The sequence below is a fragment of the Comamonas sp. 23 genome (assembly GCF_049601575.1).
Classification (GTDB): Bacteria; Pseudomonadota; Gammaproteobacteria; order Burkholderiales; family Burkholderiaceae_C; genus Comamonas; species Comamonas squillarum.
In genome coordinates, this window is the sequence record NZ_CP187127.1 from 4,718,459 (window position 1) to 4,732,652 (window position 14,194).

General features: G+C 65.8%; 13 protein-coding genes. 7 read left to right on the forward strand and 6 right to left on the reverse strand.

What is annotated here, in order from left to right; translation table 11 throughout:
• Nucleotides 1-87: 87 nt before the first annotated feature.
• The 3 genes from ACPEE1_RS21300 to hmgA all read right to left on the reverse strand — a co-directional run bounded on the left by ACPEE1_RS21300 (nt 88) and on the right by hmgA (nt 3,826).
• Nucleotides 88-1,059, reverse strand: a complete 972-nt coding sequence (locus tag ACPEE1_RS21300) for a Bug family tripartite tricarboxylate transporter substrate binding protein (RefSeq protein ID WP_182344779.1) — start codon at nt 1,057-1,059, stop codon at nt 88-90.
• A 108-nt stretch (nt 1,060-1,167) separates the two neighbouring features.
• Nucleotides 1,168-2,487, reverse strand: a complete 1,320-nt coding sequence (gene fahA / locus ACPEE1_RS21305; RefSeq protein ID WP_423934801.1) for a fumarylacetoacetase — start codon at nt 2,485-2,487, stop codon at nt 1,168-1,170.
• Nucleotides 2,488-2,515: 28 nt separating this feature from the next.
• On the reverse strand, nt 2,516-3,826 hold the full coding sequence (hmgA, locus tag ACPEE1_RS21310) for a homogentisate 1,2-dioxygenase (RefSeq protein WP_116926159.1): 1,311 nt from the start codon (nt 3,824-3,826) through the stop codon (nt 2,516-2,518).
• Nucleotides 3,827-4,020: 194 nt separating this feature from the next.
• Here hmgA and ACPEE1_RS21315 point away from each other — a divergent pair, with 194 nt between their 5' ends.
• On the forward strand, nt 4,021-4,467 hold the full coding sequence (locus ACPEE1_RS21315) for a MarR family winged helix-turn-helix transcriptional regulator (RefSeq protein WP_021025643.1): 447 nt from the start codon (nt 4,021-4,023) through the stop codon (nt 4,465-4,467).
• An 80-nt stretch (nt 4,468-4,547) separates the two neighbouring features.
• On the opposite strand, the gene ACPEE1_RS21320 is transcribed toward ACPEE1_RS21315, so the two are convergent.
• Nucleotides 4,548-5,597, reverse strand: a complete 1,050-nt coding sequence (locus ACPEE1_RS21320; protein ID WP_260718748.1) for a fumarylacetoacetate hydrolase family protein — start codon at nt 5,595-5,597, stop codon at nt 4,548-4,550.
• A 159-nt stretch (nt 5,598-5,756) separates the two neighbouring features.
• On the opposite strand from ACPEE1_RS21320, the gene ACPEE1_RS21325 reads away from it, so the two are divergent.
• The 5 genes from ACPEE1_RS21325 (at nt 5,757) to ACPEE1_RS21345 (ending at nt 9,297) form a co-directional block, all read left to right on the forward strand.
• Complete coding sequence (locus ACPEE1_RS21325) at nt 5,757-6,569, forward strand: IclR family transcriptional regulator (protein WP_116926157.1); 813 nt, start codon at nt 5,757-5,759, stop codon at nt 6,567-6,569.
• Nucleotides 6,570-6,617: 48 nt separating this feature from the next.
• Nucleotides 6,618-7,880, forward strand: coding sequence for a DUF3108 domain-containing protein (locus ACPEE1_RS21330; RefSeq protein WP_423934803.1), 1,263 nt, complete (start codon nt 6,618-6,620; stop codon nt 7,878-7,880).
• Between the two features lie 183 nt (nt 7,881-8,063).
• On the forward strand, nt 8,064-8,369 hold the full coding sequence (locus ACPEE1_RS21335; RefSeq protein WP_021027590.1) for a BTH_I0359 family protein: 306 nt from the start codon (nt 8,064-8,066) through the stop codon (nt 8,367-8,369).
• Nucleotides 8,370-8,492: 123 nt separating this feature from the next.
• Nucleotides 8,493-8,915 (forward strand): MerR family transcriptional regulator, encoded by a 423-nt coding sequence (locus ACPEE1_RS21340; protein ID WP_182344771.1) that lies wholly within the window; start codon nt 8,493-8,495, stop codon nt 8,913-8,915.
• On the forward strand, nt 8,908-9,297 hold the full coding sequence (locus tag ACPEE1_RS21345; protein WP_116926154.1) for a carboxymuconolactone decarboxylase family protein: 390 nt from the start codon (nt 8,908-8,910) through the stop codon (nt 9,295-9,297). The genes ACPEE1_RS21340 and ACPEE1_RS21345 overlap by 8 nt, the downstream gene beginning before the upstream one ends.
• On the opposite strand, the gene ACPEE1_RS21350 is transcribed toward ACPEE1_RS21345, so the two are convergent.
• On the reverse strand, nt 9,298-10,071 hold the full coding sequence (locus tag ACPEE1_RS21350; RefSeq protein WP_116926211.1) for an AraC family transcriptional regulator: 774 nt from the start codon (nt 10,069-10,071) through the stop codon (nt 9,298-9,300).
• Nucleotides 10,072-10,176: 105 nt separating this feature from the next.
• Between ACPEE1_RS21350 and ACPEE1_RS21355 the strand changes: the two genes are divergently transcribed.
• Nucleotides 10,177-11,382 carry an MFS transporter gene (locus ACPEE1_RS21355; protein WP_423934806.1) on the forward strand — a complete coding sequence of 402 codons (1,206 nt, stop codon included), beginning with the start codon at nt 10,177-10,179 and terminating at the stop codon, nt 11,380-11,382.
• A gap of 111 nt (nt 11,383-11,493) precedes the next feature.
• Here ACPEE1_RS21355 and ACPEE1_RS21360 read toward each other — a convergent pair whose 3' ends face one another.
• Nucleotides 11,494-13,959, reverse strand: a complete 2,466-nt coding sequence (locus ACPEE1_RS21360; protein ID WP_116926152.1) for an adenosylcobalamin-dependent ribonucleoside-diphosphate reductase — start codon at nt 13,957-13,959, stop codon at nt 11,494-11,496.
• Between the last annotated feature and the right edge of the window lie 235 nt (nt 13,960-14,194).

Below are 14,194 nucleotides of genomic sequence, written 5' to 3' on the forward strand. Positions count from 1 at the left end.
GGACATCGCGCTTGGTGACTTAACTTTTTTAACCCGAATGGTTAACCAACTGGCGCTTCGATTTTAACGCAATTCGACAATTTTTAACTAATCTAATTGAATATTGTTGGTTTTTATCACGGGGCCGAGTTTGTTACGCTCGGACACGAGGAATTTGTCCATCTCGCTGCGGCTCGTCGGCGTCACTTCCAGTCCCATGTCTTCGAGGCGCTTGACGACGGCCGGGTCCTTCAACGTGGCCTGCAGCTGCTCGCTCAAGCGGTTCACCCGGTCCTCAGGCGTAGCCTTGGGGACGACCAGGCCCTGCCAGGCATAGGCCTCAAAGCCCTTGACACCCTGCTCGTCGAGGGTAGGCACGTCCGGAAACACCTTGGAGCGCTGCGGCGTCGCAATGCCGATGGCGCGCAGCTTGCCCGCCTGGATGTTCTGGAAGCCGGCGACCGAGTCGACAAACATGAAGGGCACCTGGCCGCCCAGGACGTCCTGCACCGCAGGCGCCGCGCCCTTGTAAGGCACATGCACCAGGCTCAGCTTGACCTGCTCCTTGAAAATCTCGGTCGCCAGGTGGTGGGGCGAGCCGGCGCCGGGCGTTGCATAGCTGACGCCACCCTGCTGCGCCTTGGCCCAGGCAGTGAATTCGGCCAGGTTCTTGATCGGCAGCTTGGGGTTGACGACGAGGATCAGCGGAAAGCGCACCAGCATGCCCACCGCCGCAAAGTCCTTCTCAGCGCTGTAACTGAGCTTTTGGTACAGGTAGGCATTGGCCGCCAAGGTGCCGGTGTCGCCCGTCAGCAAGGTGTAACCATCGGGCTTGGCACGGGCGGCGTAATCGGCACCAATGTTGGTGGCCGCGCCAGGCTTGTTGAGGATGATGATCGACTGGCCCAGGGCCTTGGCCATTGGCTCGGCCACCACGCGGGCGACCACATCGGAGCCGCCGCCTGCCGCATAGGGCACGACCCATTCAATGGGACGCTCGGGGTAGGCGGCATGGCCAAGAGCGGGCAAGGCCAGCGCGGCGGCAGCCAGTAGCTGGCGCAGGGAAAAAGGGGTGGGCATGGTGTTGTCTCCTGTCAGTAATCTTTGTTGTCTCAGCTGCGCGGGGCTACGGGCGCCAGCCGGGGCCTGATGGCATTGTCCACCTGCCCCCAGCCCCTCACCTGTCGCTTACAGCGTACGCGCCGGCAGCATCTGGCCTTCGCAAGGGCCAAATCCGATGCGGGCAGCACCGGGCCGTTCGCACCAGCCGCGCAGCACCACGGCGTCGCCGTCTTCCAGCCAGGTGCGGGTCTCGCCAGTGGGGAGGGTCAGCGGCTGCTTGCCGCCCACGGTCAGCTCGATCAGCGCGGCGGCCTGGTCCAGGCTCGGGCCGGACAAGGTGCCGGTGCCCAGCAGGTCACCGGGCTGCAGGTTGCAGCCGTTGACGGTGTGGTGGGCGACCAGCTGCGCCACGGTCCAGTAGGCATGGCGGTAGTTGGACTGGGTGATCTGCACCGCTGGCTGGCCGGCGGCGCGCATCTTGGACGTCTGCAGGTCCACGGCCAGCGCGATGTCGAAAGCGCCGGCATCGCGGTTGTGGGCGCTGTCCATATAGGGCAGCGGCTGCGGATCGCCTTCGGGGCGCGCAAAGGCGACGCGGTAAGGGGCCAGCGCCTCCAGGGTCACCACCCAGGGGGAGAGGGTCGAGGCAAAGTTCTTCGACAGAAACGGGCCCAGCGGCTGGTATTCCCAGGGCTGGATGTCGCGCGCCGACCAGTCATTGAGCAGGCACAGGCCAAACACATGGTCCTCGGCCTCGCCGATGCTGACGGGCTCGCCCAGCGCATTGGCTTGGCCCATGAAGATGCCCATTTCCAGCTCGATGTCCATGCGCGCGCTGGCCTTGACCGTCGGCACCGCGGCATCGGGCGCCTTGGTCTGGCCCACCGGGCGCTTGAACGGCGTGCCCGAGACCACGATGCTCGACGAGCGGCCATGGTAGCCAATGGGCACCCACTGGTAGTTGGGCAGCAAGGGGTTGTCCGGGCGGAACTGCTTGCCGATATTGGTCGCGTGGTGGATGGAGGTGTAGAAGTCGGTGTAGTCGCCAATCCGCGCGGGCAGGTTGTACTCGGCCTGCGCTTGCGGCACCAGGAAGCCCTGCCACTGCGCCTGCTCGGCAGCGCCCACGCGCAGGCCGCGCGACAGCGCCAGGCGCAGTGCGCTCCAGGCCTGGGGGCCCAGCGCCATCAAGGCGTTGAGCGAAGCCTGCGCACCCGCCTCGGCGGCGCGCTGCGCATCACCCGTCAGACTGCCGCTGGCGGCCAGCGCCTGCAGGTCGACAATCTGGTCGCCAATGGCGACGCCGCCGCGCCAGGCCTCTTGGCTGCCTTGGCGGCGAAAGCTGGCAAAGGGCAGGTTCTGCAGCGGAAAATCGCTGCCAGCGGCCTGAGCGCTAGGAACCCAGCTTTGCAGCGCGGGGTCATGGGTTTCGTTGAGCAGGGTCATGCTTGATGTCTCCAAGTGGGGAATCGCCTCAGGCTTTGCGCTGGGGCTTGAAATGCTTTTGCAGCCCTTGCCAGCAGCGGTAGTACTCGTGCTGCAGCTGCACTGTCTCCAGTGCATAGGCAGTGGGCTGGATGACGGCCGGGGTCTCGAACATAAAGGCCATCGTGTTGTCGATGTAGTGCGGCTTGTGCGTGTCGGCCTGGCTGGCTTTGTCGAAGGTATCGGCATCGGGACCGTGGCCGCTCATGCAGTTGTGCAAGGAGGCGCCGCCGGGCACAAAGCCCTCGGCCTTGGCGTCGTAGGCGCCCTCGATCAGGCCCATGAACTCGCTGGCGAAATTGCGGTGGAACCAGGGCGGACGGAAGGTGTCCTGCGCCACCAGCACGCGCGGCGGGAAGATGACAAAGTCCAGCGCATCCACGCCGGGCAGCGCGGTGGGCGATTGCAGCACCAGAAAGATCGACGGATCGGGGTGGTCGTAGCTGATCGAGCCGATCGTGTTGAAGCGGCGCAGATCGTATTTGTAGGGCGCGTAGTTGCCATGCCAGGCCACCACATCGAGGGGCGAGTGGCCGATGTGCGCCGACCAGAAGTGGCCGCGCAGCTTGGCCACCAGCTCGAAGTCGCCCTCCTTGTCCTCGTAGGCGGCGACCGGCGTCTGGAAATCACGCGGGTTGGCCAGGCCGTTGGAGCCGATCACGCCCAGGTCGGGCAGCTTGAGCAGCTCGCCGTAGTTCTCGCAGATATAGCCGCGCGCCGTACCGTCGAGCAGGGTGACGGCAAAACGCACCCCCCGGGGAACCACGCAGATCTCTTGCGGCTCCACCTCCAAGGTTCCCAGCTCGGTGGCAATCTGCAGCCGCCCTTGCTGGGGCACGATCAGCAGCTCGCCATCGGCGTTGTAGAAGTAGCGCCCCTCCATGCTGCGGTTGGCCGCATACAGGTGGATGCCGCAGGCGGCATTGCCGGCCATGCTGACGATGCCCTGCAGAAAATCGCAGGGCGCATCGGGCAGTGGCAGCGGATCCCAACGCAGCTGGTTGGGCGGCGTGGGCACCTCGTCAAAGCCGCCAGTGACATGGCTTTGCCAGCGCGGCAGGGCCAGCGGCGCAAAGGGCTCATGCATGGCGCCGGGGCGGATGCGGTAGAGCCAGCTGCGGCGGTTGCTGTGGCGCGGCGCAGTAAAGGCCGTGCCCGACAGCTGCTCGGCATACAGGCCCAGCGGCGCGACCTGCGGCGAATTGCGCCCCACAGGCAGCGCGCCCGGCTCGGCCTCGGTCGCCCATTCGTTGGCAAAACCTGTCATATAGTGCCGGGGCTCGGCGTTCAAACTGCGCATGCATGTCTCCTTTCAGTCGTTGTTGGGGCGGGTGTGCCGGCCGTGCAGACCTGGCGGTGAAGCGATCACTAGGAATCCCTAGGGAAAATACTGGACGTGGGCGTGCCCTGGGCGCTTCCGCAAAGCGGGGCTCCGTGACATAGTCGCGGTAGCTGTTTTCCCAGCCAGCATTGATACAAAACCAAGGAGACGCGTTGAACACGCCGCTGGACCGTACCTATACCCACCGCCTGCATGCACTGGCCAAAGTCACCGACCGCACCACCCAGATGGTGTACGAGGAAGAGGTGGGCATTCCTATCAGCGAGGCCCGCTGCCTGGCAGCCATTGGCGCGTTCCATCCCCTGTCGGTCAATGACCTGGCGATGCGCGCCAACCTGAACAAGGCCCAGGCCAGCCGCTCCACCCAGGCACTGGTCGAGCAGGGCCTGGTGCTCAAGCAAGCCAGCGAAGTCGATGGACGCGGCGTGGTGCTCAGCCTCACGCCCAAGGGCTGCGAATGCTGGGAAAAAGTGATGGTGGTCATCGCCCGCCGCAATGAAGAGATTCTCTCGGCGCTGACGATCGACGAGCGCGAGCAGCTCAGTGTGCTGCTCGACCGCCTGCTGCAGCACGCGCGCCAGACCAGCCTGCCCGAGTAGCGCCGCCCTGCGGCCCGCAGGGCTGCATGCACGGCGCCGCAGCGGCTGCGTCCGCCGCAGGCATGCATGCAGCCTGGCCGTCATGCAGCGGCCTCCGGCTCGGCCACGGCATCGGCCTGCGTCTGGTAGAGCGAGGCCACGTTCTGGTCAATCGCGCCAAACAGGCTGTGGCCGTCCTTGCCCTTCATCTCGATGCGCACCGTGTCGCCAAACTGCATGAAGCCGGTGGTGCTCTTGCTTTTTTGCAGCACTTCCATGCTGCGCTTTTCGGCAATGCAGCCGTAGCCCTTGGGCCAGTCCATGCGGCCGTGCTTTTCGGCGCCGCTGTTGCTGACGGTGCCGCTGCCCAGCACGGTGCCGGCGCGCAGGTGGCGCGTCTTGGCGGCATGGGCGATCAGCTGGCCAAAGTGAAAATCCATCTCCGGGCCCGCATCGCACATGCCGACCTTGCGGCCGTTCCAGCTGGTCTGCAAGGCCAGGTGCACCTTGCCGCCGCGCCAGGCGTCGCCCAGTTCATCGGGGGTGATGGCCACCGGGCTGAAGGCCGTCACTGGCTTGCTCTGCACCAGGCCCGCGCCCTTGTCCTGCTCGGCCGCCTGCAGCTGGCGCAGGCTCACCGGGTTGGCCAGCATCAGCAGGCGCACGCTGTCGAGCGCATCTTCGGGGCTGCTGTCTTGCTTCACATCGCCGGTGATGACGGCCAGCTCGGCCGAGAAATCAATGCCCATGGCCTCGCTGGCCACGACGATGTCGTCGCAGGGGCCGATGAAGGCGTCGCCCGCGCCTTGGTGGACCAAGGGATCGGTCTTCAGCGCAGCGGGCAAATCCTCGCCCGGCGCCTGGCGCAGCAAGGCCACATGGCTCAGGTAGGCGGCGCCGCAGAGCCACTGGTAGGCGCGCGGCAGCGGTGCCATGCACTGGGCGGGGTTGAAATCAAAACTGTGGCGCGCGCGGTCAGCATTGAGCGCGTCGTACAGATCCTGCAGCTGGGGGGCGTAGAAATACCAGTCGTCGAGCACCTGCTGGAGGCGGTGCGCAATTCCGGAGGCGTAATGGGCCGTGCGCAGGTCGCGCGAGACGACGACCAGCTGGCCGTCGCGCGATCCGTCTTTATAGCTTGCAAGCTTCATACCGGTGTCTCACAGTCAAACATGCCTCTATCGTGCCAGATTGCCCCCGGGCTGGGTGCTTGGCGCAGCCCTTGCACATGCCGATGGCCATGCTTTATGCTGCCAAATTACGATTAGTAAAACGCATTCCTTTTTTTTAGAATACCTTAAACTACCGCCATGGACAAGGATCGTGCAGGCATTCAGTCAGTCGAGGTGGGATTTGCGCTGTTGCAGGCGCTGGTGGAGGCCCGTGGGCCGCTGGCACTCAAAGACCTGGCGCAGGCCGCTGCGATGCCGGCAGCCAAGGCCCACCGTTATCTGGTGAGCTACCAGCGCAGCGGCCTGGTCAAGCAGGAGGCGGCCACCTCGCGCTACGACCTGGGCCCGATGGCCTTGCAGCTGGGGCTGGCGGCACTGCGCCGCAGCGATGCGGTGCGGCTGGCGCGCGAGCGCATGCCCGATTGGCTCGACCGCCTGGGCCACACGGTGGCGCTGGCCGTCTGGGGCAACCATGGCGCCACCATCGTGCACTGGGAGGAGCCGCCCCACGGCACCACCGGCCACCTGCGCCTGGGCGATGTGATGCCGCTGCTCTCATCGGCTACCGGGCGCTGCTTTGGCGCCTGGCTGCCCGCCGCACGGACCGAAGCCGCCCTGGAGCGCGAGCTGGCCCAGGCGCGCCTGGCCGGGCGCAGCGACCTGCCCCAGACCGCCGCCGCCGCGCACCAGCTGTTCGCCCAGGTGCGCAGCCAGGGCACCGCCTGCGTGGTCGACACCCTGCTGCCCAGCGTGGTCGCACTGTGTGCGCCTGTCTTCGATGCGCGCGGCCAGTTGGTGCTGGGCATCACCAGCCTGGGCACGCAGGCCACATTCGACCCCGCCCCCCAAGGCGCGATCGCCCAGGGCCTGCAGACCATCGCCGCCCAGCTCTCGCACGCGCTGGGTTACAGCGGCACTGAACCAGGCGGCCAGGCCCTGCAGCCAACCTAATCCAGCTGCCCTGTGGGCCTGCGCAGCAGGCACTACACTGGGCGTCTCATGCGCCAACGCCCCCTCATCCTGCTGACCTTTGCCGTGCTGGCCGCCCATGGGCTGCTGCTGGCCTGGCCCGGGGTGCAGGAGGCGCTGAGAAAGGCGCGCATCACCGGCAGCACCCCCAAGGAGCTGCGCTTTGAGGTGCGCCAAATAGCCCCGCCGCCCCCGGCTGCCGTGCCGCCTGCACCCACGCTGGCCTCCAGGCCCAGCATGGCGCAAGCGGCGCCTGCCGCCCCCCGGCCCCAGGTCCAAAAAGCGCCGCCAGAACAGGCGCCCGCCAGCCGCGCGAGTGTGGGCCCCAAGTTCCGGGAAGCGTCCACCGAAAAACCAGCCACCTCGGAGGCAGCGCCCACCACAGAAGCCGACGCGGCACCCGCTGCCCCTTCGGCTCTGGACCAACTGCTCGCATCCGGCGAAGCGAGCCCCGCGCCCATGCCGGAGCCCATCCCCGGCTCTGCGGCCGATCTGCAGCCGCTCCATGCCGTTGCAGACCAGGGCGATGCCAGCCCATCCACCTCGGAGGCCAAGGCCGAGACGGAGGCGCCCAGTGCTAGCGCCAGCGAACCCGCGCCCGCGATAGGCATTGGCAGCCCCGGCTATGCCGGCCCGCTGCCAGCGATCAAGCTGCCGCCCTCGGCGCGGCTACAGTTCCAGGCCAAGGGCTCGGCCAAGGGCTTCCAGTATTCGGCCAAGGCGCAGCTGACGTTCAAGTCCGATGGCCAGCGCTACCAGGCCGAGCAGGAGGTGTCGGCCTTTTTGATGGGCAGCCGCAGCCAGACCAGCAGCGGGCTGATTACGCCCCATGGCCTGGCGCCCCAGCGTTTTGTCGACAAGGCGCGCAAAGAGCGCAGCGCCGAGCTCGATGCCCCGGCAGCCCGTATCCGCTACAGCGACGGCGACGAGCCCCAGGCCGTGAGCGCTGGCGTACAAGACCGGCTGTCGATCTTTTTGCAGCTCTCGAGCATGGTGGCGGCCAACCCCGAGCGCTATGCGCCGGGCAGCACGGTGGCGATCAACGTGACCAGCGCGCGCAGCGCCGAGGTCTGGACCTTTGTCGTCGACGGCCCCGAAACGCTGGATCTGCCCGCCGGGCCCACCCCCAGCTTGCGCCTGACGCGCCAGCCGCGCAAGGGCCAGGACCAAACGGCCCACCTGTGGCTGGCCCCGTCGCTGCAGTACCTGCCGGTGCGCATCCGCCTGTCCCAGTCCAATGGCGATTTTGCCGATCTGCAACTGCAGGCGGCAACGGTGGACAGCCCGCCTTGAACCGCCGCGCTGCGCGGCTTTGTACGACAAAGCCTGCGCGATACGTCCCTGATTTGCGACGTTTGGCCGTAAAAAGGGCGCCAATTGCCAGGAATGCCATCAAAACCTGCTACAACGGACATGTGGACGCAGACTTGCAAATTCGCAAACTGCCACCACCTGCACTTCACAAGGAGGAACATCATGCAAATGATTTACGACTCGGACTCTTTTGTGGTGTTGCACCTGACGCCAGAGCTGCCCCTGTCCAACGATGGTGCTTCCGTCACCAACCCCACCGTTACCGAGCCGCTGCGCCATCTGCAGCGTCAGGGTTTTGAGATTGTGGACAAGCGCAGCGGCAAGGAGCTGTACCTCGATGGTGCCTGGGCAGAAATGTTCCACCAGCAAATCCAGGCCTGGCAAGCCAATGCGCCGACGGAAGAAGAAGTCGAGGCCACACTGGACCGCTATACCGGCCTGGCCCAGCAACCGGTGATCGTGCACTAAACGCCGCACCTCTCGCCCCCCATCCCCGCTGTTTGCGTACCCTCCAGGCGCAAACAGTTTTTTTTGCCCAAAAGCGGCGGCGACGCTTGACTTAGAGTGCGCTCTAACTTCGACAATGCCTGCATGGAACCACCCCTCAGCATTGAAGAAGCATCGCAACGCACCGGGCTGAGCGCCCACACCTTGCGCTATTACGAACGCATTGGCCTGATTGCCGCCGTAGCGCGTGCAGCCGGCGGCCAACGCCGCTATGCCGCAGCAGACCTGGCCTGGCTCGCCTTTCTGACCCGCCTGCGCACCACCCGCATGCCCATCCAGAAGATGCGCCTGTTCGCCCAGTTGCGCAGCACCGGCGATGCCACCGTGCCAGCGCGGCGCGCCATGCTGCAAACGCACCTGGCCGAGGTGCAGGCCGAAATCACCGCGATGCAGCAAGCCGCCCAGGCGCTGCAAGACAAGATTGCCCACTACCAGGCGCTGGAAAGCGCGGACTCTGCGCCGCCCCGCAAAAACGCCGCTCCAAAGAAGGACCCGAACCATGGCTGAAACCTCCCGCTACCAACGTGGCCTGGACAAGCTGCGCGAGATAGATGGCCATGCCGGCGAACAGGTGGTGGCCAGCCTGGCCGGTATCGCGCCTGACTTTGCGGATTACCTGATCGAATTCCCCTTTGGCGACATCTACAGCCGCCCGGGGCTGGACCTCAAAAGCCGCGAGATAGCCACGGTGGCCGCCCTCACCGCGATGGGCCATGCGGCACCGCAGCTGAAGGTGCATATCCAGGCGGCACTGAATGTGGGTTGCAGCCAGCAGGAGGTGGTGGAGATCATCATGCAGATGGCCGTCTATGCCGGGTTTCCGGCCGCGCTCAATGGCCTGTTTGTGGCCAAGGAGGTGTTTGCGCAGCATCCTGCACCTGGCGCCTGATCAGCGGAAGAACCCCGACGGCGTCTGGCCGAACTGGCGCTTGAACATGGTGGCAAAGGCGCCCGGGCTGTCATAGCCCAGCGCCAGCGCCACATCGATCACCTTCTGGCCCTGTGCCAGCCGCTCCAGCGCCTGCAGCAGCCGCGCCTGCTGGCGCCAGCGGGCAAAGCCCATGCCGGTGTCGCGCAGAAAGAGGCGCTGCAAGGTCTTGGGGTCCACCTCGAAAAAACGCGCCCAATCAGCCAAGGTGGCCTGATCGTCGGGCTTGCGCTGGATATGCCCGCAGATGCGCTGCAGCCGCGGGTCGGCCGGGCTGGGCAGGTGCATCGGCAGCACCGGCAGCGCCTGCAGCTCGTCGAGCAGCAGCCGCATCAAGCGGCCATCGCGTGAATCGGGCGCGTAAGGGATGTCGATCTGCATCGCCGCGCGAATCAGCTCGCGCAGCAGCGGCGAGATGCCCACGACCTGCGCCTGTTCGGCCAGACCGGGCGCGGCATGGGGGCGCACAAACAGGCTGCGCATGCGCACCTCGCCGATATGGCGCACCTGGTGCTCGGTACCCGCCGGCATCCAGATGCCACGCGTGGGCGGCACGATCCACTGGCCGCCGTCGGAGGCGACCAGCATCACGCCATGCACCGCATGGATGAGCTGGTGGTGGAAAGGGTGGCGGTGCGTGCCGGTGCTGCTGCCCGGCGCGTAATCGGTGGCATGGCAGGCGATGGGCACAGGGCTGCGCTCCATCTCCTCCAGCGTCTGGAAGTAGTAAGGCATCAAATGTCCGTTTTGCGAAGACTTTAGCCCAAAATGCGCAAGACAGGCAAATGGCCCGGCCCTAGCATGGCGGCTTTGTCTTGAACCGCACAGGCCCATGCCGCCATGAACTCCTCCCTCGCCGCCCATCCCGCCCAGCGCCAAGCTGCCCCGCCCCGCACCGCCTTTGGCGTGCTAGGTGCCATCAGCACCGCCCACATGGTCAACGACATGATGCAGTCGCTGATCCTGGCGCTCTACCCCATCTTGCAAGGCAACTTCCAGCTCAGCTTCAGCCAGATCGGCTTTATCACCCTGGTCTACCAGGTCACCGCCTCGCTGCTGCAGCCGCTGGTGGGCCTCTACACCGACAAGCGCAGCACGCCCTATTCGCTGCCGCTGGGCATGTGCTTTACCTTGGGCGGTCTGCTGCTGCTGGCCTTTGCGCCCAACTACAGCACGGTGCTGGTAGCCGCCGCCCTGGTAGGCACGGGCTCGTCGATCTTCCACCCCGAATCCTCGCGCGTGGCCCGCATGGCTTCGGGCGGCAAGCATGGCATGGCGCAGTCGCTGTTCCAGGTGGGTGGCAACACCGGCACGGCGCTAGGCCCGCTGCTGGCCGCAGCGGTGATCGTGCCTTTTGGCCAGCGCAGCATTGTCTGGTTTGGCCTGGCGGCGCTCGGCGGCATTGCGCTGCTGGCCTGGGTGAGCCGCTGGTACGCCGTGCAGCACCGCGCGGCCAAAGGCGCGCGCACCCCGGTGGCCAATGGCCTGCCGCGCTCGCAGGTGCTGGGCGCCGTGGGCGTACTGCTGGTACTGATCTTCTCCAAATACTTCTACATCGCCAGCCTCTCGAGCTACTACACCTTCTACCTGATGGCGCACTTTGGCGTGGGCGTGCAAAACGCGCAGCTGCTGCTGTTTGTCTTTTTGCTGGCCTCCGCCGTGGGCACGGTGGTGGGCGGCCCGATTGGCGACCGCATCGGCCGCAAGCCCGTGATCTGGGCCTCGATCCTGGGTGTGGCGCCGTTCGCGCTGATCCTGCCTCACGCCAGCCTGGCCTGGACGGTGGTGCTCACCATCATCATCGGCCTGGTGCTGTCTTCCGCGTTCTCGGCCATCCTGGTCTACGCGCAGGAGCTGATTCCCGGCAAGATCGGCATGGTCTCGGGCCTGTTCTTTGGCCTGGCCTTTGGCATGGGCGGCCTGGGCGCCGCCGTGCTGGGCGTTATCGCCGACCGCAGCGGTATCGAACAGGTCTACGCGATGGCCGCCTACCTGCCGCTCTTGGGCATGGTCGCCATCTTCCTGCCCAAGGTGCCGCAGCGCTGATGCCCGTCTGAGAACCTGTTCAAAGCAGCCTGAAAACACCAACGCCCGGTCTTGCGACACGGGCGTTCTTCGTTAGGGGGCAAGGCGCCAGGTTCAGCCCCTGCTTCAGGCTTAGCCGCAGGCACCCACTGCACCACAGGAGGTGCAGTACTCGCAGCCATCTTTGCGGATCACCGCATGGGCGCCGCATTCGTTGCACTTTTTCCCAGCCATGGTCTGCATCGCCTGGCTCACCACGGGGGCGGGCACGGCCGGGGTCAGGGTGGAGTGGCTGATACCTGGCAGGTTCTGCTGGCGGCGGCGCTCCAGGATTTGCTGCACCGCGTAGGCGATGGCGGACACTTCCGAGTCATGCCACATCGGCACATGGGTGCCATCGGCGCGCTGGTAGGTACCCAGGCGCACGGGGCCCCGGTCCCAGGCGACCTTGCGCATGTCGGCCAACGCACGCTCGAGGAAACCACCGCGCGCGGCCAGCGACAGCAGGCGCATGCTGGAGGTAATCCACTGCTGCGACTCGCCGCTCTGGCCCACCGGCATGAAGAACTCCACCGCGCGGTCCACCATGCTCTTGCCGTCGGCGCTGGGCACCGGCAGGAAGGAGACGATGATGTAGAGGCGCTGCTGGCCTTCCTGCGTCCAGTACTCGACCTTGTCGGCCACGGCGCTGAGCTCGCCCTCGGGGCGGCGCTCGATCACCAGCTTCATCGGGTCCACGACCGCCGCTGCCGGGGCCTTCTCGGCGGCTGGGGCCTCGGGCTTGGCGGCCGGCGTGGTCTCCAGCACCGCACCCAGAATGCTGTTGGGGCGGTAGGTGGCCAGGCCCTTCAGATTGGCGCGCCAGGCCTGCAGGTACAGGTTCTTGAAGTCCTCGTAGGGATAGTCGGCAGGGATGTTCACCGTCTTGGAGATGGCGGTATCCACATAGGGCTGCACGGTTTCCATCATCGCCAGGTGCTCGGTGGCCGACATCTCCAGCGCCGAGACAAAGTAGGCAGGCAGCTGCTCCACATCACCGCCCAGCTCGCGGTACAGGCGCCAGCTGTGGTCCTCGACCTGGTACTGGCTCTTGCTTCCATCGGCCTCGCGCTTGTTGCGCGTGTAGGTCCAGGAGAAGGCTGGCTCGATGCCATTGGAGGCATTGTCGGCAAAGGCCAGCGAGACGGTGCCGGTGGGCGCAATCGACAGCAGGTGGCTGTTGCGGATGCCGTGTTTTTGGATGTCGTCCTGGATGTCCTGGGGCAGGCGGCTGGCAAAGGTGCCCTTGGCCAGATAGCCCTTGGCATCGAACTTGGGGAAGGCACCCTTCTCTTTGGCCAGGCCGACCGAGGCGCGGTAGGAGGCATCGCGCATGCATTCGGCAATGCGTTTGGCCATGTCACGGCCTTCCTGGTCGGAGTAGCGCAGGGTCAGCATCGTCAAGGTATTGCCCATACCGGTAAAGCCCACACCAATGCGGCGCTTGGCGGCCGACTCCTCGCGCTGCTGCTCAAGCGGCCAGAAGGTGGCATCCAGCACATTGTCCAGCGCACGCACCTGGGTGGCCACGACCTGCTCGAAGCTGTCGAAATCAAAGCTCGGCAGGCCGCCAAAGCCAAAGGGGTTGCGCACAAAGCGGGTCAGGATGATGGGGCCCAGGTCGCAGCAGCCGTAGGACGGCAGCGGCTGCTCGCCGCAGGGGTTGGTGGCGGCAATGCGCTCGCAGTAGCGCAGGTTGTTGTCGTCGTTGATGTGGTCGAGGAACAAAATGCCCGGCTCGGCAAAATCATAGGTCGAGGTCATGATCGTGTCCCACATCGCCCGGGCACGCACCGTCTTGTAGACCCACTGGCCGTCATCCCGCAGCACCGCGCCTTCGGCGCGCAGCTTGGCATTGGGCTTGCCGCTGTGCACCAGCTGCCAGTCGGCATCGTCCACCACCGCCTGCATGAAGGCATCGGGCACACCCACCGACACATTGAAGTTGTTCCAGCGGCCCGGCGTGCGCTTGGCGGTGATGAACTCCATCACATCGGGGTGGTCGATGCGCAGCACGCCCATTTGCGCGCCCCGGCGTGCGCCGGCCGATTCCACCGTCGAGCAGCTCTGGTCAAACACATTGATATAGCTGCAAGGGCCCGAGGCCATCGAGGCCGTACCCTTGACCTCGGCGCCCCGGGGGCGGATGCGCGAGAAGTCATAGCCCACCCCGCCGCCGCGCCGCATGGTCTCCGCCGCTTCGCGCAGCGCCTCGTAAATGCCGGGGTAGCCTTCGTCGTCAAAGCCCTGGATACAGTCGCCCACCGGCTGCACAAAGCAGTTGATCAAGGTGGCCTGGATGTCGGTACCGGCGGCCGACATGATGCGGCCCGCGCCAATGGCGCCGGCATGCAGGTTGGCGTAGAACCTGGCTTCCCATTCGGCCTGCAGCTCGGGCTTTTCCACCGCCGCGAGCGCGCGTGCGACGCGGCTGTACAGGTCTTCGATGCTGGACTCATCACCCTTGAAGTACTTCTCCTTGAGCACATCCAGGCTGATGGCCTGGGGTGCCTGGGCAGCCAGGGCCTGGGGAGACGGGGTGATGGTGTCGCGTTTCATCTGTTAAATCCTCAAAAAATCGGTCGTGTGCCCGCAGATCACGGCGATGGCCGCCCCTGGGGCAGCACTGGCGCCAGACGACCCGCACCCCGGCCCCATGCAGCGGGACATGGCGCTCGGGCATGCCCACGGTCAGGGCGGCAGTTTGGTGAAATCGATAGGCCAATCCAAACTCACTTGGGGTTGGAGACCAACTGCCAATCTACCCCCAATTGCCGAACATGAAAACCACGAA

What these genes read in the sequence shown, in the direction of transcription:
- ACPEE1_RS21300 (WP_182344779.1), bottom strand. Translation starts at nt 1,059, where the DNA reads ATGCCCACCCCTTTTTCCCTGCGCCAGCTACTGGCTGCCGCCGCGCTG.
- fahA (WP_423934801.1), bottom strand. Translation starts at nt 2,487, where the DNA reads ATGACCCTGCTCAACGAAACCCATGACCCCGCGCTGCAAAGCTGGGTT.
- hmgA (WP_116926159.1), bottom strand. Translation starts at nt 3,826, where the DNA reads ATGCGCAGTTTGAACGCCGAGCCCCGGCACTATATGACAGGTTTTGCC.
- ACPEE1_RS21320 (WP_260718748.1), bottom strand. Translation starts at nt 5,597, where the DNA reads ATGAAGCTTGCAAGCTATAAAGACGGATCGCGCGACGGCCAGCTGGTC.
- ACPEE1_RS21325 (WP_116926157.1), top strand. Translation starts at nt 5,757, where the DNA reads ATGGACAAGGATCGTGCAGGCATTCAGTCAGTCGAGGTGGGATTTGCG.
- ACPEE1_RS21330 (WP_423934803.1), top strand. Translation starts at nt 6,618, where the DNA reads ATGCGCCAACGCCCCCTCATCCTGCTGACCTTTGCCGTGCTGGCCGCC.
- ACPEE1_RS21335 (WP_021027590.1), top strand. Translation starts at nt 8,064, where the DNA reads ATGCAAATGATTTACGACTCGGACTCTTTTGTGGTGTTGCACCTGACG.
- ACPEE1_RS21340 (WP_182344771.1), top strand. Translation starts at nt 8,493, where the DNA reads ATGGAACCACCCCTCAGCATTGAAGAAGCATCGCAACGCACCGGGCTG.
- ACPEE1_RS21345 (WP_116926154.1), top strand. Translation starts at nt 8,908, where the DNA reads ATGGCTGAAACCTCCCGCTACCAACGTGGCCTGGACAAGCTGCGCGAG.
- ACPEE1_RS21350 (WP_116926211.1), bottom strand. Translation starts at nt 10,071, where the DNA reads ATGCCTTACTACTTCCAGACGCTGGAGGAGATGGAGCGCAGCCCTGTG.
- ACPEE1_RS21355 (WP_423934806.1), top strand. Translation starts at nt 10,177, where the DNA reads ATGAACTCCTCCCTCGCCGCCCATCCCGCCCAGCGCCAAGCTGCCCCG.
- ACPEE1_RS21360 (WP_116926152.1), bottom strand. Translation starts at nt 13,959, where the DNA reads ATGAAACGCGACACCATCACCCCGTCTCCCCAGGCCCTGGCTGCCCAG.